Source organism: Frankia sp. CgKIO3, from assembly GCF_977946435.1.
This window is the reverse complement of record NZ_CDWTMO010000069.1, coordinates 1-19383: the sequence shown is the minus strand read 5'-3', so window position 1 is coordinate 19383 and position 19383 is coordinate 1. Positions and strand designations below refer to the sequence as shown.

The window sequence follows — 19383 nt, the reverse complement described above, 5'->3', positions numbered from 1 at the left end:
ACGCAGCGCCTGACCGGGCGCGGTCCGGCGGTCGGCCGCTCCGGCCGGCTGGCCGGCCACACGTCGACTGGCCACAGGCCGACCTGTCGACGAGCGTGCCGGCGGCCGCCTTCCGGCCGAACATGCCGCGGCCGGAAGGCGGCTGCGGGCCGGGACCACCTGCCCGGCCCCCCCCGATCTCCCCGATCCCCGCGGACCGGGAGCGACGGCGGCTCGCCGCGGGCCGGGCACCACCACCCGGCCGGTAGGGACGGCGGCCCGGAAGCTCGGCGAGAGTCCCAGGTTCGGCGACACGCCGAAGGGCAATGCCGCGCCGACCGTTGCGCCGATACCGGTTGTTTCGATGCCAGCCGAGCCTGTGATGCCGACGGTGGCCGTGGTGCCGCTGGCGGCGTGCAGGTCAGCGGAGAGGACGCGGGCCGTGATCAGTGGTGTCGCCTGCCCGTGGACGGCGGACAGCGACCCGGGCGATGCCACGGGGGTGACCTCGGGTTCGAGCCGGGCGAGCTCCAGACGCACCTCGTCCAGCAGATCGGACAGCCGGATGTGCAGCGCCCGGCAGACCGCGGCGAGGATCTCCGAAGACGCCTCCTTCAGGCCGCGTTCGATCTCCGAGAGGTAGGGCATCGACACCCGCGCCGCGTCCGCCACGTCCCGCAGGGTGCGGCTCTGAGCGAGGCGACGCCGGCGCAGCAACGGCATCTCGGCATCATCCGTCATCGCCATCAGGAACCTCCGGGGGGACTGGTGCCTTGAGGGGTCAGGGGAATCGGAGGGGCGCTCGCGTCCTGATAGCTACACGCGTCCCGGATACTGATCACGTGGGTGGGAAGGCGGCCGCTGCCGCAGCCACCCCCCGGGTAAGTCGATGGAAAACTCAGGCACCGAGCGTATCCGCTGCGCCCTCGCCGGAACCGCAAGTACCGCACCCGGCATTCCGCCCGCACCTTCGCCGCGAAGTTGCCGGCGGCGGACGAACCGTGCGGCGCCGATGCATACGGCGACAACGTGTGAGGCGACGGACGCCGGAAGTGGCACGAAGATGCACCGAAGGTCGGTATTTCCACATAATCCGCGCACTTAGCGTTGTTTCCGTCGTGATTCATCCTGGCCGTCCGGTCTCCGGAACGGTCGTCGCGGTGGCCCGCTTAGCCGGGGCCGCCAGGGACAGGAGATCCGTGGAGGCTCCCACACACATGCCCCGTGCCGTTGCCACTCCGATGGCCGTACCCATGTCCCTGTCCTCGGCCGCGCCGGTGCCGATGGCGGTCCTCGGCACCCGTCCCCACGCCCACCTCGAGCCGCCCGGCGCATCCCCGCGAGCGACGGCGTTCGGGTCGTTTCCCCCTGCTCCGGCCGTCGACATGACCGGAGACGACCGCGTAGCCCTGTGGCAGCAGCGCCTGCTCGAGGCGGAGTCGGGGATGACGACGTTCCTGCTGGAACACCACGCCGATCTGCGTCTACTCGACTGGCTGCATACCCAAGCCAAGATCTTCGCCGACTTCCCGACGCCTGACGATCGTGATCCGACGGCCTGGCAGCGGGTGTTCTTCCGCGCGCAGGCACTGATCGAACGGTTCATCGTGTCGCGCTGGGGCGAGGCGGAGCTCGTCGACTGGGCGAGGGCCAACGCCTCGGTCTTCGGCAAGGTGGAGCCCGAGCCGACCGGCCGGCCCGCCGACGTCGTCCACCGGCTCGCGCGCCAGGCGGATCTCTACTCCTCCCGTTACGCGGTCGACACCGACGAGCCCACGCGGGCGACCATGATCATATCGCACTGTGGCATCTGGAACTACCGGGAGCAGGCCCGCGCCCGGGGCATGCCCCTCACCCTGGCCTCCCCCTGTTCGTTCTGCACCACTGCCCTCTCGGCGAACATCCGGGCCAAGGGATACGAACCGGCCTTCCGCCTGCTGCATGACGACCCCTCGGTCCCGTCAGCCGGCGTGGCCGTGCCCGCTCCGGCCGGCCAGCCGGCCGTCGTGGCCGGGTCGGTCGCCGGACCGGGGCAGGTCGACCGTGGCTGCGTCTGGACCGCCACTGATGTCACTGATGTCACTGATATTGTCCACAGAACGGAGATCAGGCCATGACCCTCGTGACCGACAGCGGTCGTCCCGGCGCCGTCGACGATCCCGGCCGACCCGCCGGTGACCACCCCGCCGGTGCGACGGCCGAGCCCCCGGTCGACCTGCCGCTGGGAATCCCGCCGCCTGCCGCGCAGGGGCTGATGACCGGGGAGCGGTACCGGGCGAGCCTCAACGACGGCCGCGAGGTGTGGCTCGACGGGGAGAAGGTCGCGAACGTGGCGGCGCACCCGGCCTTCCGGGGCGCCGTCGACGAGCTGGCCCGGCTGTTCGACCTGCAGCACGAGCCGGATCTGCGCGACGTGCTCACCGTCCACGAACCCGAGGCGGGGACCCGCGTCGGCTGGTCCTACCAGCTGCCGCGCACGCTGGACGATCTGCGGGCCCGGCGGCGCAGCACGGCCGTGTGGATGCGCGAGTCCTGGGGTCAGCACGGCCGGTCGCCGTCGTTCATGGCGAACGTGGCGGTGGGCCTGCTCGACTTCCGGGACCATCTGGAGCGCAACCAGGCCGGCTTTGGTGCCAACGCGGTGGCCTTCTACCGGCACTGTGCGGCCAATGACCTGGTCCTCGGCCACGCTCTGGGTGACCCGCAGATCGACCGGACCACCAGCCCCGTGGACGATCCCGATCTCGCGCTGCGCATCATCGCCGAGCGGGACGACGGCGTCGTCGTCCGGGGCGCCAAGCAGCTCACGACGCTGGCCCCACTGGCCCACGAGGTGCTCGTGTACCTCTCGGCGAGCTTCGCGCAGCGCGAGGCCGAGCAGTTCGTGATCTGGTTCGGCCTGCCGCTGGCCACCCCAGGTGTGAAGATTCTCTGTCGGGAGCCGCTGGGGGCCCGGCCGTACGGGCACGCCCACACGCTCGCGTCCCGGTTCGACGAGCAGGACGCCATGCTGTTCTTCGACGACGTGCTGGTTCCGTGGGACCGGGTGTTCCTGCTGCGCGACGGCAACCTCGCCCGGGTCGGACTCGGGCGGATCAACGCCTGGAGCGCGGCCGCCGGCCACATCCGCTACCAGGAACGGCTGCGGACCCTGCTCGCCGTCGGCACGCTGCTCGCTGACGCGATCGGAGCCTCGGGGCTGCGTCACGTCCAGGAGGACCTCGGGGAGTTGGCGAGCTACGTTGACCTCGTCGGGTACTTCCTCGACGCGGGGGAGGCCCGGGTCGAGACGACGGACGGCGGCCTGCTCGCGCCGGGTAACACCGACGCGAGCCGCGTGTGGTCGGCGCAGGTCGCCGGCCGGGCAGTGGAGATCGTGCGGCGGATCGGCCCGTCGGGTGTCCTCATGCAGCCCAGCGAGCGTGACCTCGCCGCCGCTGACCTGCGGCCCTACCTCGACCGGTACATGCGGGGCGCGAACCTCCCGGTCGAGGAGAAGTCGCGGCTGTTCCGGCTGGCCTGGGAGCTCACGGCGGACAGTTTCGGGCAGCGTCAGGATCTCTACGAGTTCGTCCACCGCGGGGACATCACCCGCAACCGGATCAACCTGCTCCGCCGGGACGACCTGGGACCTGTCACCGACCAGATCCGGGAGCTGATCACCCGTCCGCTCTGAGGCCTGACGACTGGGGCTGTCGGGCCGGACGGAGGGGCCCGGGGAGGGCGTGCGCGGAGGGTGTTAGCGATACCACCGCCTCTATCCGAAGGTGCCTACGGTCGGGTCAGCCCCCTGCACGCGGGACGGCGGGGTGATACCGCCGTCCCGCGTTCGCTCCTCGTGGTAAGGACCCGGAGTCATGACGATCGGAGCCGCCCCGCCCCCTCCCGTCCGCGCCGAGGTCTCCGCGTACTCCGCGTACTCCGGGGGTCCGCCGCGGGTCAGGGTTCCGGTCTGTCCCGGGGTTCCCGTTCGCGCCGAGGCGTCCGCGCAGCCCGAGTGTCCCGCGTACGCCAAGGATCTCACGCCCACAGAGATCGACGGCGGTGTGTCGGTGTTCCTGCTGCACGCCCATTCGGTGACCGGGGCTGGGCTGCACCTGCTGCTCTCGACGATCTGCCGGCTCGACGTCGTCGGCCGCAGCCACCGGCTGGATGCCGCGCTGCCGCAGATCCGCCGCTCGCGTCCCCGGGTGCTGCTGCTCGGGCTCGCGGGGGACCTCGCGACCGACCTCGCGGCGGTGCGCCGGCTGCGCGCGGAGGCCGACCGGATCCCCATCACGCGCGTTCTGCTGTTGCGGCCGCTGGCCACCTGCGCCGAACTGACCCAGATCCTCACCACCGGGGCGTCGGGGGCGGTGCTGCCGGACACTCCGCCTGCCGACCTCGCCCACGCGGTCACCATCGCCGCGCTCGGCGGCGTGGTCTTCCTGCCCGCGCCGCCGCCGACGGGGGTGCCGGGGCCGCCGGTCCAGGCCGAACTGCCACCGCAGGCCCTCGGGCTGACCTCCCGGGAACGCGCGGTGCTCGGCCAGCTCGCCCGCGGCCTGTCGAACGCGGAGATCGCTTGCGAGCTCGCCCTGGCCGAGGCAACGGTCAAGCGGTACCTCACCGGTGCGATGCGCAAGATCGGCCAGCCGGACCGGCTGCGCGCCGGCCTCTACGCCTATCGGCACGGACTGCTGGACGGTCCGCATGCGGGCTGGACGGGCCGTGGGCGCGGATCCGGCCGCGGATCGGCGCTGGACCGAGCGCCGGACCGGGTAATCGAATGATCGGGGTGGCCGCGGGCGCCATGGAGGGATGAACACGTTCCGCGAGTCGGTGTTTTCGATGATCCGGATTCTAGTCGATCATCACAGGTCTATTACTTGCGGTTATCGATAGGTTGCTTCGGGTATCGAAATTTGTGCCGACGTTGTTTGATCATGTAAATGACACGATCTCTCCGGGTAAGCGCCGGACATGGCCGCCGGGCGATGCCACCATGGGACTGTGTCTTCTTGCGTTGGACGGTCCGCTCGGCCGTTTCGGCCTGCGCTGATCCGGCGGCGGTGGCTGGATTTCAGCCATCACATGGGTGACTGCTGTTAGGCGTTGTTGGCGACTGAGGATAATAGCAGTCCTGCTGACCGCGTGTCCCTATGTCGATGCTGTCCCGCCCGCCGGATGTGCCGGATGTGCCGGATCGGCGGTGTCGACAAGGCCGCCCGATCCGACTGGAACCGATGAGCGACGACGCCCGCCAGCGTGAGCTTGGATTCTTTCTTCGTGCCCACCGTGAGCGCCTGCGACCCGAGGATGTCGGGTTGCCCGCCACACCTCGCCGCCGCACCCCGGGGCTGCGCCGGGAGGAGGTCGCCGCCCTCTCCGGCCTCGGCCTCGCCTAACACCTGGCTGGAACAAGGCCGGGTCGCCGCGTCCCGGCAGGTCCTCGAGGCCGTCGCTCGGGCCCTGCGGCTCGACGACGACGGTCGTCGCCACGCCCTGGCGCTCGCCGGCCTGCACACGCCGCCGGCGGACCGCCACCACACCCTCGTCAAGGCGCTGCGTTCGGTGCTGGACAACTGGCCGAACTGTCCGGCGTTGCTACTCGACCGGCGCTTCGACGTCACCGCCTGGAACGACGCCTACACCGTCCTGTGGGGGGATCCCGCCGACGTGCCCGAGTCCCAGCGCAACCTGCTGTGGATGCTGGTGGCGCAGCCCCGGACCCGGGACGGGATGGGCGGGTCCGAGGACGTGGCCAAGGACCTGCTCGCCCAGTTCCGCGCCCAGCTCGGTCATCATCCCGACGACCAGCGCGGCCGTGCCGTGCTGGAGCTGCTCGAACAGGCGCGCCCCGAGCTGCGTGCCTGGTGGCAATGCCGGTCCGTGCGCGTGTTCACGGGCCGCACGGTCAGCGCGGCCACGCCGCTCGGTGACATCTCGCTGATGCTGTCGGTGCTGCGACCGGGTGACGACCCGGAGTCCACCATCTGGCTCCAGACGCCCGCGACGCCCGCGGACCGGGAGCTGCTCGCCCAGCTGGCGGCCGAGACGCCGGGCGAGGCGCGGCGCCCGGGCCCCGCCGCGCGGCAGCGGCTCTCGGCCTGACCGCGACCGGCGGCCCGGCCTGCGGCGAGTTGCTGGGATGGGGTAGTGAGTTTGCTGGAATGGGTAGTGAGTTTGCTGGGATGGGTGAGGTGCATCGCGCCGAGCCCGGTGTTCTATGTCGAAGTCGTCGGGATTGACGGGGCCCGGACGCGACTGTCGCTTGCGTCTCCCGGTCTGGTCGGCGGCTGGCCCAGCGGTTGATCCTCGCCCGGCGGGAAGGCCGGTGGCGGCCGGAATCCGGCGTTGTCTCGGGTCCGACAGTTCACCGCGCGGCGGCGGGTTCAGGATGGTAGATGACGGACCCGGTGTGATAGATGTAACGGCGAACGGTTTCGCCGTATCACCGTCGAGCCGTCGCCCGGATCGGTCACCCGGCTTGGCGGCGACGTTCGGGGGGCGGCGACGTTCGGGGGAGGCGACGTTTGGGACGCGATGACATTTGGGACGCGGCGACGTTTGGGACGAAACAGGCACGGCGCGCCGTCGGGTTCGACGGAAATACCGGTGAACGCCGGCGATCGACGATGGTGGATTCCCGCATGGTATGACGCGGGAATCCACGGGTGACCGGCGTTTCCTCGGGGCGTCGGCCATCCTGGCGGGTGCGGGAGAACAGGAGATCTGGATGATCGACCAATTGTGGCTGTACCCGCCGCTTGCCTACGGGCGGTTGGGCCCGTCGCCTACCCCCTGTGACAACTACGTCTGGGGCCCCGACGGCCTGTCGCCGCGGGGCACCGGGCGCACGATCGTCCAGCCGGCCGAGACCCTCGATGTCGCCGAGGACGGGACGGTCACCACCCGGCTGCCGGCGACGGTGACGTTCAAGGACGCCGCGGGATTCCGCCCGGTGTGCCCGTTCTTCGAGCTGCACGGCGCGTGGACGACCGACGGGGTGACGCACGAGGGGCCGATCACCCCCGATGTCCTGGCGGCCTTCGGTCTCAGTCTCTCCCAGGTGCGGTGGGAGGTGGAGGTCGCCAACCTCAAGCCGCATCACTACACGCAGGTCGACGACGACCGGATCGCCGCGAAGGTGAGCATCGCCGGCGACGACACCGGGCGGCGCCCGCTCGACGGGCGCTCCCCCGAGGGCGCCGCGACGCCGCTGGTGCCCGTCGGCAGCCGCGTCCCGCTGGGCAGCGTGCAGCTGACCCGGCCGAACACCGAGCTGCCGGAGCTGCGGCTGCGGTTCACCCCGGCCGTCGGCGCGGTGTACGGCCCGACGGACCTCCCGGCGCAGACGAGCGTCTACGTCCTGCCCGCGGACCGGCTCATCCTCAACCCGCAGTCGATGTGGAGCGGCTTCGCGCTGACCGGCGACGACCCGCGCACCAACCCGGGCGGCCTGTTCGCGGGCGCCGAGAACAGCGCCAGCCTCGGGCTCGTCGACGACGTCTGCGACGGCACGGTGCGGGTCGTCCTGCCGGGGGGACTCACCGCGACGGCCCGGATCGTCGTCGGGCCGCCGGACTTCGCACCCGACCGGCGGCCGTTCACCTCGGCCGCGGACGGCCTGACCGACCGGGTCCGGCGCGCCGACGTCCGCGAGCCCGCCTACGTGGCGGACGCGGCCCGCACCACGCTGGAGGTCCGCGACCTGTTCGAGCGGATCTTCGAGACGGTCGGCGCGGTCAACATCGACGCCCAGAACGACCGGGCCCGGTTCGAGAACGCCGCGATCGCGCGGAGCCGGCGGGAGCCGGTCGAGTCGGTCCGGGACCTGGCGTTCCCGGCGGCCGAGCCGGTGACCGGCCACCCGCTTCCGCTGACCGAGGCGGGCCGGGCGCGCCACCGCCGGTTCCTGGCGCTGGAGGTGCTCGAGGACCTGTTGCGGGAGCGGCCCGAGCTGCTCCCCGCGGTCGTGCGCGAGCCGGCGACCAGGGAGCGTTACTACGACCGTCGCATGCCGGCGCTGATGCGCGGCTCCGACCGCCATCCGATGCACATCACCCGGCGGCAGTACGATCTTCTTCTCGCCTGGAGCGCCGCGCTGCGGCGGGACATCGAGTCCGGCACGTGACGGTCCTGCTGCAGATCGGTCGCCGCCCGCCGGGCTGGGAACCGCGGCCGGCGGAAGGAGAGCGGGCCGCCGTCTCGGGCGGCGCGCCGGATCCCGCCGCCGAGGTCCGCCTGTTCCGCAGCACACGGGGTGCGCACCTGTTCGTGACGGACGGCAGTCGGGTCTACGACCTGCCCGAGGACGTCGCGCGGCGAGTGGAGACCTGGCTGGGCTCGGGCGGGGCGATCGAGCTCGATCCCGGACTGCGCGCCGACCTGGGGCTGGAGCCGTCCACGCCCCGGCGTATCGACGGGCGTCCGATCGACCCGCTACCGCTGTCCGCCCTGTCGCTGAACGTCATGCAGGCGTGCAACATGTCGTGCGCCTACTGCTACGCCGACGAGGGGCGGTTCGGCGGTGCGGCCCGGGCGATGCCGCGCGGGGTCGCCTTCGCGGCGGTCGACCGCCTCCTCGCCGAGTCGCGGCCGGGCGCCGACGTCGTCGTGGGGTTCATGGGCGGCGAGCCGCTGCTCGCCGCGGACCTCGTCCATGAGGTCACCGTCTACGCGGCGCGGGCGGCCGCGGCCGCCGGGCGGCGGGTGCGGTTCTCCCTGACCACGAACCTGACCGTGCTGCGTCCCGAGGACGCCCGCCTCTTCGCCGAGTATCCCTTCGCCGTCTCGGTGAGCATCGACGGCGACCGGGACCGCAACGACGCGCTGCGGCGGCTGCCTGGCAGGGCTGGCGGGGCCGGCGGGGCCAGTGCCTACGACCGGGTGCGGGCCGGGCTCGACCTGCTGGCCCGCCACGGGCGCCCGCGCCACCTCGCCGCCCGGATCACCGTCACCCCGGCGAGCGGCCGGCTGCGCGACGTCCTCGACCATGTGATCGGCCTCGGGTTCGACGAGGTCGGGTTCGCCGCGGTCGTCGCGTCGCCGGACCCGGCGCTCGAGTTCACCCGCCCGGCCTTCGACGAGTTCCTGCGGCAGATGGTCGAGTGCGGCGAGGTGGCGCTGCGCGAGCTGGCCGCCGGTCGCCGGTACCCGTTCGGCAACTTCGAGACCGCCATGCAGCAGATTCACCGCGGCAGCCATTGCCCCTACCCGTACGGGGCGGGCGCGGGGTACCTTAGCGCCGCCGCGAACGGCGACCTGTTCGCCTGCCACCGGCTCGTCGACGACCCCGACTTCGCCATGGGGTCGGTGGCGGCCGGCCCGGACGACGCGGCCCGGGCGGGTCACCTCGCCCGTAGCCACGTCGACCGGATGAGCCCGTGCCGCTCGTGCTGGGCCCGGTATCTGTGCGGGGGCGGCTGCTATCACGAGGTCACCCGGCGCGGGCGGCCCGGCTGCGACTACATCCGTGGCTGGCTCGCCTTCTGCCTGCGGGCGTACGTCGAGCTGTCCGCGGCGCGTCCCGATTTTTTCGACGGGCGACCGCCGGCGTCGGCGATGTACGGCGGCAGCGGCAGTGACCCGACCACCGTCGCCCGGTGATGGTGCGCCGCCCGGTGATGAGGCGTTGCTCGATGAACTCGATGAGGATGCGTCGCCCGGCGAGGTGCGTCGCTCGAGGAAGGGGCTGAAACATGGCGGATCCCGTGCCCGCGCCCGTGCCCGGGCCACCGGCCGGGAAGATCTTCCCCCGTAACCTGACAGCGCGGGCGGACCACGTTGTGCGCGGCAACCCGGCCGGCACCCGTCCCGAGAGCGGCGTCGACAACTGCTATCCGGGGCTGGAGTTCGACCAGCGTAACCTCGACAAGGCGTTCTTCCCCGGGCTGACCTTCGAGTTCCACCGTCCGGACGGCGCCGTGCTGCGCCACGTCGCCGCCACCGGTGTCGCCGCCGAGCGCGGCCTGACCGACGCGGATCTGCCCCTGCACCTGTGGGCGGTGTGCGGGCGCACGACCGTCGACCAGGCCGAATCGGAGATACCGACGTTCACCTGCACGGACCTCGGCGGCTTGGACGTCTGGCGGCTGGTGCACGACCTGATGCCGGGTCGGATCGCGATCCTGCTCGGCCCGCCGCCGGGGATCTCCTCGCCCGGCGCCGACGTCGTGAACGGCACGCTCAACGGATTCCGTCGCGGTGACCGCAGCGTCGTGCAGCGGGATCCGGACGGCACGGTGCTGGCGGTCCTGGTCGCCGACCGGGCCCGTTACCTCGACCCCGACGGTGTCATCGACCCCGACGTCTACCTGCCCGGGGAGCTGACCCGCAGCCTGTGCGCGCCGTGGCAGTATGACTTCCGGGACTGCGGCTGCTTCTACTGGGCGGCGTCCAAGCCCGACGTCGTCACCAGCGCGGACGGGCAGGTCCCCTACGTCAACTTCCAGCGGCGCGATCGCACCAGCGTTCCGCCGCCCGCCGACCTGGCGACCGAGGTCGGCCGCCGGGAGCTGGAACTGGACTACCCCGAGATGCTCCATGCCTGGAACGATCTGGCCGTCGTGCTGGACGGCCGGGAGACCGGCGGGGGCGCGCCGCCGCCCCCGGAGCCGGCTACCGACGAGCTGACCCGGGACGAGGTGCTCGCCGAGCTGAACTACCTGGCCACCGTCGAACATGCCCTGTCAGTGGAGTACCTGTTCGCCCACTACTCGCTCGACGCGCCCCGGCTACTGCCCGACGACGCCGACGAGCACACCCGCCGCGTGCATGCCGCGGCCACCGAGGTGTTCTCCATCGCGGTCGACGAGATGCGGCACCTGCGCTGGGTCAACGAGGCGCTCACCCTGCTCGGCCTGCCCCCGAACGTCGGCCGGGCTGAGCGCATCCACCGCCAGCTCGACCGGCCGTTCCAGCTCCAGCCGTTGACCCCGGCACAGCTGGACTGGTTCATCGAGGTCGAACGGCCGAGCCAGGGAACGGCGTCGGGCATCGACGGGATGTACGTGCGGCTGCTGCGCACGATCGATGGACGGCCCGACCTCTTCCCCGAGCGGGACCGGCTCGTCCACCTCGTCAAGCTCATCATCGACGAGGGGGGTGAGCACTTCCGCCGGTTCGGCACGGTCAAGAATCACCTCGCCGGGCTCGCGCCGGAGAGCTATCTGCGCACGATGCGGCCGGATCCGGTCGACGCGCTCACCGGCGGTCTGGCGGATCTCAGCGACCAGAACTACGCTCTGCTGCTCAGCGCCCTGCAGGCGGCCTTCGCCCTGGGGGACCGGGCCGGCGGGCAGCTGCTCGAGCAGGCCCGTCGGGCGATGTTCAGCCTGCACGAGACGAACCACCTGCTCGCCGCGCTTCGCCCTGCCCGGTCCGGTCACCCTGCCCATTCCGGTCGCCGACCACGCCGCCGGGCTCCGGCGGGCGCAGGAGACCGTTGCCGAGCTGGGCGGCTCGGCGGAGCGTCGATTCGTGCTCCAGCACGGGGCGGCGCACGAGGCCCTGCTCGCCGAGCTCCTAACCGCCGGCACCGCGCCGGCCTCCGCGCCGGCCTCCGCAACGGACGGGGAGCCGGGCGGCTCCCGGACGGAGGAATGACCGAGGTCGTCGTCGCCGGGGCTGGGTTGGCCGGCCTGACCTGCTCGCCGCCCAGGGACGGCCCGTCCGGGTGACCGGATGGCAACCGGATGCCCGTGAGCGGGCGCCGGATACCGGCGGTGCGCGTCCGCGCTGGCTGGTGCTCAACGAGCTGACCGTTGCCGTGCTCCGGGACGTCTGGGACGGCGGCGCCGGCCTGTTCGAGGACGCCTGGCCGATTCGGCACCGGCACGTCCGGTGGGGCGGGTCGGCCACGACGCGGCGGCTGGAGCAGCCCAGCCTGGCGGTCGACGGCAGCGTGCTGGTCCGCCGGCTGGGCGCACGGCTCGCCGAGGCGCACCCGGACCTGGTCCGGTTCACCCCGGATGGCCTCGCGTCGCCGCCTGCCGTGTGGCTGGTCACCGCCGCTGCGCCTCCACCGGGCCGACCGGCCCGACCCGTCGAGCTCGGACGCCGAAACATGATCAGCGCCGAGGTGCGGCTCGCGCCGGCCGAGCCCACCGCCACGAGCCGGCTGGTGGCCGCCGGGTCGGCATGGGTCTTCCTGGCGCCGATCGGCGAGCGGCAGGCGTTGGTGCAGGCGATGGTCCCCGGGCCCGTCGCCCGTCCCGTGCCGCTGCTTCATCGGCTTCTCGCCGAGACGGCGCTGCCCGAGACCGTCGTGGTCGTGCCCGCGGCGCCCCGGTTCCTGCAACCGCCCTGCGGGCCGGGGTGGTTCGCGGTGGGAGGCACCGCCGCCCGGTTCGACCCGCTCAGCGGCTCGGGGATCGCGCACGCCGTCCGCACGGCGATCCTCGCCGCGGCGGCGATTGAGGCCATTGACCGGGGTGCCGACGAGCGGGACGTCCGCGCGCACGTCACGGCCCGGGTCCTAACCGCCTTCTTCGAGCACGTCCGCACCTGTCTGGGCCTCTACACCTCCGCCCTGGACACCTCGGATCCGGACACCTCCGCCCTGGCCGCAACGGCCTGGCGGGACGAGATCGCACGATGGCGGGTGCCCTGCGCCGGTTCGGCGCGGCCCCACCGCCCTCCTTCGGCTTCACCCTGGTGGACCGCCACCTCGTCGCTCATCCCCGTTGACGGCTCCACCGAGGTGGCGTGGCGCACCGCCGGACGGACATGCGCGACGCCGGGCGGGGCGCGCGGCACGTGCGGGTGGGCCTACGGGCGATGCGCACGGGCTTGCGGCCCGATGCCTATGAGCCGCGATAACAGGATGAACCGCTGCCTGTCTGGACTGGTACGGCAGTAGCACCATCGGCGCCTACCTCCCCGTTCGTGCTGGTCCGTGCCCGTACGGCACGCGCCCGGGCCGCCGGTTGCGGCTCCGCGTGCCCCTCGGCCGCCGGGCCGCATGACCTGGTGAGGCCATCGTCGCGTCCGCCCTATCTGGAGCATCCATGAAACGCCCACGTCCTCGATTCCATCCCGCCGTCCGCGTCGCGGCCGTCGCGGCCGCCGCCGCCATGCTCGGCGCCTGCGCGTCCGATCCGGCACCCGCCGGCTCCACCAGCGCGAACGGGGCGGGCGGAACACCGCACCGGGGCGGCACGCTCACCTTCGCGGTGGCCACCGAGGGCGACTGCCTCGACCCGCACGTCAGCCCGGCCGACGTCACCGCTGTCATCCAGCGGGGTGTGTTCGACTCGCTCGTGGCGCAGCAGCCGGGCGGCGGGGTCGGCCCGTGGCTGGCCACGTCGTGGACGGTCTCCGCCGACGCGAAGACGTTCACCTTCAAGCTCAAGGACGGCGTGACGTTCCACGACGGCACACCGTTCGACGCGGCGGCGGTGAAGGCGAACTTCGACCACATCGCGGCGAAGTCAACGAAGTCGCAGTACGCGGTGGCGCTGCTCGGCCCCTACGTCGGTACCGAGGTCGTCGACCCGCGCACGGCCAAGGTCACCTTCTCCAAGCCGTACGCGGCATTCCTCGCCGCGGCCGCCACGGCCTACCTCGGCATCGAGTCGCCGAAGAAGATCGCCGAAGCGCCGGACACCCTCTGCTCGGGCGGGCCGAACTCGGTGGGTACCGGGCCGTTTCGCTTCACCCGCTATGTGAAGGGATCGGTCGCCGAGTTTACCCGCAATGACGGCTACACCTCGGCCCCCGGCGGCGCGAAGCACACCGGCGCCGCCTACCTCGACAAGCTGGCCATCCGCTTCCTGCCCGAGGACGCGACGAGGGTGAGCGCGCTGCGCAGTGGGGAGATCGACGCCGCCGACGGCGTGCCGGCGCAGAACGTCGCCGCGCTCGAGGGCGATAACTCCCTGCGGCTGCTCAAGGTGATTCCGCAGAACGCCAACTACTCGATCTACTTCAACACCAGGCGTGCGCCGTTCTCCGACGAGCGGGTCCGCAAGGCCGTCCAGCGCGCCGTCGACGTCGACACGATCGTGAAGACGGTCTACGCTGGCCAGTACGCCCGCGCGTGGAGCACCCTGACGCCAAAGAACATCGCCTACGATTCCAGCCTCGAGAAGGCCTTCCCCCATGACGTCGCCGCGGCGAACAAGCTGCTCGACGAGGCCGGCTACACTGGCCGCGACGCCGACGGTTACCGCACGAAGAACGGCGCGCGTCTCGTCCTCGACTGGCCCTACGTCGGCGCCTTCAACCGCGAGCAGCGCGACATCGTCAGCCAGGCGGTACAGGCCGACCTGAAGAAGGTCGGCATCGCCACCAAGCTCTACTCGATGGACTCGGGCGCCTACACCACCCAGCGCAACGCCGGCGGCTACGACCTGATCGCCTACAGCTGGGGCAAGTCCGACCCCGACCTGCTCCGTACGCTGTTCGCCTCGAATCTGACGTTCACCCAGGGCGGGGCGAACAGTTCCGGGATCGCGGTGCCGGAGGTCGACGAATGGCTCGCGACCAGCGCCGGCACGACGGATCTCGCCGCCCGCAAGAAGGCCTATGGGCAGGTGCAGAAATATGTGATCGACCACGCGTACACCCTGCCGGTCTACGTGTTCACCCGGACTGTCGGCACGGCGTCGAAGGTCCACGACATCACCTTCGACGCGGACACCTTCCCGCTGTTCTACGACAGCTGGGTGGGCTGATCTAGTGCGGGCTGTGGCGAGGTTCCTGCTGCGCCGGCTGGTCGTGGGCGCCGGGGTCCTGTGGGGCGCGGCGACGTTGGCCTTCGTGACGCTGCACGTCGTACCGGGTGATCCCGTCGACACTTTGATCGGGCCGACGTTCGGGATCTCGCCGCAGCTTCGGGAGCAGATCAACGAGACGTACGGGTTCCAGTCGCCGCTCGTCGTCCAGTACGGCACCTGGCTGCGCCGCCTGGTGACCGGCCATCTCGGCACCTCCTACCAGCTGCAGCGGCCGGTCGTGGAGGTGTTGTCCGGTCAGGTGTGGCCGACGGTGCAGCTGGCGCTCACGGCGTCCGCGCTCGCCGCGCTGCTGGCGATCGGGCTCGCGGTGTCGACCGCCGGCCGGGGCGGCACCACCCACCGGCTCGGCCGGATGCTGGCGACCAGCGCCGAGCTGCTCGTCGTGTCGAGCCCGACGTTCTGGATCGGCATCCTGCTCATCACCCTCTTCTCTGCGCACCTCGGCTGGTTTCCCAGTGCCGGCGCCACTGGCCCGTCCGGACTGGTCCTCCCGGCGTCCGCGCTGGCCCTGCCGATCGCCGGGGTCCTCGCCCAGGTGCTGCGGGAGGGACTTGACGTCGCACTGGAGGCTCCGTTCGTCGTCTCGGTCCGCGCCCGCGGCATCGGCGCGGTGGGCGTGCTGACCCGCCACGCCCTGCGCCATGCCGCGCTCCCGCTCGTCACCCTGCTCGGCTGGGCAGTGGGCAGCCTGCTCGGCGGCGCAGTCGTCACCGAGGCGGTGTTCGCCCGGCCGGGGATCGGTCGGGTGACCCTCGCGGCGATCTCGGCCAAGGACATCCCGGTGGTCACCGCGGTGGTGCTGCTGTCCGCGGCGGTCTTCGTCGTCGTGAACAGCGTGGTCGACCTGCTCTACCTGCTCATTGACCCGCGACTGCGCGACGACGGATCCGGTGCCGGGAGGGCCACGGCGGTTGATCTGGCGGTGTCCCGGTGACCGCGGTCGGGGAGGCCCGCCCCGGGACCGAGTAGCCCGCCGCCGGTGCCCTGGCCCGCACCGGCGGTGGCCGGCCGCGTCCCGGTTTGATCGCGGCCGGCCTGCTGATCGTCCTGCTTCTTGTCGCGACCGCCTGGCCGGGGCTGCTCAGCCGTCATCCCGCGGACGGGGCGAACCTCGGCGAGGCGCTGCGCGGACCGAGCTGGGCACACTGGTTCGGCACCGACCAGCTGGGCCGGGACGTCTTCGCGCGGGTGGTCACCGGCGCCCGGCATTCGCTACTGCTCGGTGCCGGAGCGACCGCGCTCGGCGCGGGGATCGGGGCGACGGTCGGCCTCGCGGCGGCCCTCGGCGGCCGGTTCGCGGACGGGCTGCTCATGCGGCTCGTGGACCTGCTGCTCGCCTTCCCCGAGCTGCTGCTCGCGCTGCTGGTCATCGCCATCGTCGGTCCAGGCTCGGTGAACGCGGCGGTGGCCATCGGCATCGCGGCGGTCCCCAGCTACGCGCGGGTTGTGCGGTCGCGTGCTCTCGTCGTCCGCCATGCCGGGTTTGTCGACGCCGGGGTGGCGCTCGGCCTGCCCCGACCGGTGATCGTGCTGCGCCACATCGTGCCGAACACGCTAGGACCGCTGCTCGTGCTGGCCACCGTCGGCATCGGGACGGCGATCATCTCCGGTTCGGCGCTGAGTTTCCTGGGCCTCGGTACGAAGCCGCCGGCCCCGAGTGGGGGGCGATGTTCGCCGACGGCCGAGGCGTCATCGACACCGCCTGGTGGGTCGTGGTGTTCCCCGGGGCGGCGATCGCCGCCACTGTCGTCGCCGTGACCGTGCTCGGCCGCCATGCCCGCCTGCGGGTGGAGGGACGGACTCCGTGAACGACCAGCCGCAGGTCTCACCGCCGGCACCGCCGAACTCGGCACCGCCGAACCCGGCACCGCTGGGGTCGGCGCCCCCTGGTTCGACACCTCCGAGCGCGCGGGGGGCGAAGGAGCCGTCCGCGACCCTGCTGACCGTCGACGGGTTGCGGGTCTCCTTCGGCCGGGGCGGTCGGGCCGTCGAGGTGGTGCGGGGAATCTCCTTCGATGTCGGTGTGGGGGAGTGTGTGGCCCTCGTGGGCGAGTCCGGATCGGGTAAGAGCGTGACCGCCCGCGCCCTCGTCGGACTCGCCGGAGCGGACGCGACGGTCCAGGCCCGGCGGCTGCGCCTGGGCGGGACCGACCTCATCGGGCTGCGGGACCGGGAATGGCGCGCCCTGCGTGGCCGCCGGATCGGCCTGGTGCTCCAGGACGCCCTCGGTTCCCTCGATCCGCTGCGGCGGGTCGAGTAGGAGGTCGACGAGGCGCTGCGGGCACAGGGCCCAGTCGCGCGGGCCGAACGTGGCCCCCGGATCGTGACGCTGCTGGCGCGGGCCGGTATTCCTGATCCACAGGTCCGTGCCCGGCAGTACCCGCACCAGCTCTCCGGCGGGTTGCGCCAGCGGGTGCTGATCGCCGCGGCGCTGGCCGGCACTCCGGACCTGCTCATCGCCGACGAGCCGACCACCGCTCTCGACGTCTCGGTCCAGGCCCGGATCCTCGATCTGCTTGCCGGTCTGCGCGAGAGCGGGATGGGACTGCTGCTCATCAGCCATGACCTGGCAGTCGTCGCCCGGCTCGCCGATCGGGTCGCCGTGCTGCGCGACGGAGTGATCCTGGAGAGTGGCCCGACCGAGCGGGTGCTGGGCGATCCCACGCACGCCTATACCCGCGAGCTGCTTGCCGCCGTGCCCTCCGCGCGGACCAGGGGCAGCCGGCTGGCCGGACCCGTCGACGAAGCCGGGATCGCGGCGGCCGGGCTCGCGGCTGCCGGGCTCGACGCGGGCGGCTCGACCGGCGCCGAGATCCTTCTGCGGGCGACGGGACTGCGCAAGGCGTTCCGGACGGCGGACGGAGAGCGACGCGAGGTGGTCCGGGACGTCTCCTTCGCGCTGCGCCGCGGGGAGACCCTCGGGCTCGTCGGCGAGTCCGGTTCGGGGAAGACGACGCTCGCCCGGATCATGCTGGGTCTGACCGAACCCGACGCGGGTGAGGTGCTGCTCGGCGGCGTTCCTTGGGTCGGCCCGTCGGGTCCTGGGGGCGGCTGGGGCAGCTGGGTGCCGGAGTGTGACCGCCGACCACGCCGCCGGCAGATCCAGGCGATCTTCCAGGACCCGCTGGGGTCCTTCGACCCACGACTGACGGTGGGCCGGATCCTGACGTAGGCGCTGCGGGTGGGTGGGGTCGCGCGAACCGAGCGCCGCGACGCCGCCGTCCGACGGCTGGAACAGGTGGGGCTCTCCGCGCGGGAACTACGGCGCAGACCGGTCGAGCTGTCCGGCGGGCAGCGGCAGCGGGTGGCCATCGCCCGGGCGCTGTCCGTGGAACCGCAGGTGCTGATCTGCGACGAACCGGTGTCCGCGCTCGACGTGTCCATCCAGGCCCAGGTCCTGGACCTGCTCGTCGACCTGCGCCGGACCCACCGCCTGGCCATGGTCTTCGTCTCTCACGACCTCGGCGTCGTGCAGCACCTCAGCGACCGGGTCCTGGTGATGTACGACGGGCGGGTCGTCGAGTTCGGGGACGTGGAGACGGTCTTCACCGCCCCCCGGCACCCCTACACCGTACGGCTGCTCGCCGCGGTGCCCCGGCTCTCCCCGGACCGCCTACCCCCCCAGCGGCTACCGGGCCGTCTCCGCAGGCCGGGACGCCCCTGGCCGACAGCGCCACAGCCGTACCGGCATCTGGGTGATGTGCCCGTCGGTGTCGAGGCGGTGCTGCGCGACCTCCCCGATCGCCCGAAAGTAGTCCTCCTGACGGTCCGCACCGACGAGCCGGCTGTAATAGGTGCCAAAGGTCGCCGCGTGGAACCGCTGGTACTCCTCGCCGTTCGCGGCCCGCACGACCGTCGGGCGTTCGTCGACGCCGTCGATGTCGAAGTACGCGTCGAGCAGGGTCGCAGTGTCGTCCACGGACAGGGTGCGTACGGCGATCGGAATGATCCCGGCCGCCGCCAGCAGCCTGGGTACGTCCTCGGCCGCATGGCCCAGCCGGACCAGGGCCTGCCGGGCGAGGTCGTCGCTGCCACCGAACCCGTACTCGTCGTGCTCGGGATGGTGGGTGGTGAGCAGGAAGGCGCCGCCGGGCCGCAGTCGCGTGGAGATCCACCGCACCAGCTGCTCCTCGTCGGGGTGGATCCAGTGCAGGACCGAGGTGAGGGTGACCAGGTCGAACGTCGTGGGACCCGCATCGTCGGCCAGTTGCGGGGGCCGGCGTAGATCGGCCTGGACGAAGCGGAACCGTACCCGGGTCGCGTAGGGGGCGAGCTTGCGTCGAGCCTCGGCAAGCCGGGACTCCTCACGATCCAGGCCCAGGGCGTCGACGGCGTCGGGCAGGCGGTCGAGCGCCGCGGCGAGCAGGGAACCGATGCCGCAGCCGAGATCGGCGACGGACCGGGCGGTCGGATCGGCGAACCCGAGCACCCAGTCGGTGTCCTGAGCCTGCCGAAGCCGGCTGGCGTCGTCGTACCCGCCGAGTCGGGCCGCCTGTGCCGTGACGGTCTGCGTCATCTGTTTCTCCCCAGCCGAGGTATGCCAACCGATCCGACGTACTGACGGTCCGCCATCGTGCATCACGGGCTCGTGCCAAGTGCCGAGTTCCGTGCCCTGCGTTTTGAAATTAGGCATCGTGTTCGTATGGGGTCAAGATAGCTTTCTGCGTCCATAGTCGACATC

The 19383-nt window shown here is 72.1% G+C and carries 13 protein-coding genes and 1 pseudogene; 12 read left to right on the top strand and 2 right to left on the bottom strand.

Annotated features, from left to right (window positions below):
* A partial coding sequence (locus AC08OJ_RS10120) for a helix-turn-helix domain-containing protein (RefSeq protein ID WP_476595597.1) occupies positions 1-726 on the bottom strand: 726 nt, incomplete at its 3' end.
* A 506-nt stretch (positions 727-1232) separates the two neighbouring features.
* On the opposite strand from AC08OJ_RS10120, the gene AC08OJ_RS10115 reads away from it, so the two are divergent.
* The 12 genes and pseudogenes from AC08OJ_RS10115 to AC08OJ_RS10060 all read left to right on the top strand — a co-directional run.
* On the top strand, positions 1233-2096 hold the full coding sequence (locus AC08OJ_RS10115) for a hypothetical protein (RefSeq protein WP_476595596.1): 864 nt from the start codon (positions 1233-1235) through the stop codon (positions 2094-2096).
* A 182-nt stretch (positions 2097-2278) separates the two neighbouring features.
* Positions 2279-3655, top strand: a complete 1377-nt coding sequence (locus AC08OJ_RS10110; protein WP_476595595.1) for a 4-hydroxyphenylacetate 3-hydroxylase family protein — start codon at positions 2279-2281, stop codon at positions 3653-3655.
* A 181-nt stretch (positions 3656-3836) separates the two neighbouring features.
* Entirely contained in the window at positions 3837-4751 is a 915-nt protein-coding gene (locus tag AC08OJ_RS10105) for a response regulator transcription factor (RefSeq protein WP_476592566.1), read from the top strand.
* Positions 4752-5247: 496 nt separating this feature from the next.
* On the top strand, positions 5248-6072 hold the full coding sequence (locus tag AC08OJ_RS10100; RefSeq protein WP_476595594.1) for an MmyB family transcriptional regulator: 825 nt from the start codon (positions 5248-5250) through the stop codon (positions 6070-6072).
* Positions 6073-6616: 544 nt separating this feature from the next.
* Entirely contained in the window at positions 6617-8095 is a 1479-nt protein-coding gene (locus AC08OJ_RS10095) for a hypothetical protein (protein WP_476595593.1), read from the top strand.
* Entirely contained in the window at positions 8092-9570 is a 1479-nt protein-coding gene (locus AC08OJ_RS10090) for a radical SAM protein (protein ID WP_476595592.1), read from the top strand. Before AC08OJ_RS10095 ends, AC08OJ_RS10090 begins: the two co-directional genes overlap by 4 nt.
* 92 nt (positions 9571-9662) lie before the next feature.
* Complete coding sequence (locus tag AC08OJ_RS10085; RefSeq protein ID WP_476595591.1) at positions 9663-11642, top strand: ferritin-like domain-containing protein; 1980 nt, start codon at positions 9663-9665, stop codon at positions 11640-11642.
* Positions 11639-12823, top strand: a complete 1185-nt coding sequence (locus AC08OJ_RS10080; protein ID WP_476595590.1) for a hypothetical protein — start codon at positions 11639-11641, stop codon at positions 12821-12823. Before AC08OJ_RS10085 ends, AC08OJ_RS10080 begins: the two co-directional genes overlap by 4 nt.
* Positions 12824-12971: 148 nt before the next feature.
* The gene (locus AC08OJ_RS10075; RefSeq protein ID WP_476595589.1) at positions 12972-14639 is read left to right on the top strand and encodes an ABC transporter substrate-binding protein; all 1668 of its coding nucleotides are present in this window, start codon (positions 12972-12974) and stop codon (positions 14637-14639) included.
* 4 nt (positions 14640-14643) lie between these two features.
* A complete protein-coding gene (locus tag AC08OJ_RS10070) occupies positions 14644-15636 on the top strand; it encodes an ABC transporter permease (protein ID WP_476592559.1) in 993 nt (330 codons plus the stop codon).
* An 86-nt stretch (positions 15637-15722) separates the two neighbouring features.
* Positions 15723-16460 (top strand): ABC transporter permease, encoded by a 738-nt coding sequence (locus AC08OJ_RS10065; protein WP_476595588.1) that lies wholly within the window; start codon positions 15723-15725, stop codon positions 16458-16460.
* Positions 16360-18285 (top strand): annotated as a pseudogene (locus tag AC08OJ_RS10060) (dipeptide ABC transporter ATP-binding protein); the annotation flags it as partial. The gene AC08OJ_RS10065 and the pseudogene AC08OJ_RS10060, both read left to right, overlap by 101 nt.
* A gap of 45 nt (positions 18286-18330) precedes the next feature.
* Here AC08OJ_RS10060 and AC08OJ_RS10055 read toward each other — a convergent pair.
* Positions 18331-19218: a class I SAM-dependent methyltransferase gene (locus AC08OJ_RS10055; protein WP_476595598.1), complete on the bottom strand. Its 888-nt coding sequence runs from the start codon at positions 19216-19218 to the stop codon at positions 18331-18333.
* Positions 19219-19383 lie beyond the last annotated feature (165 nt).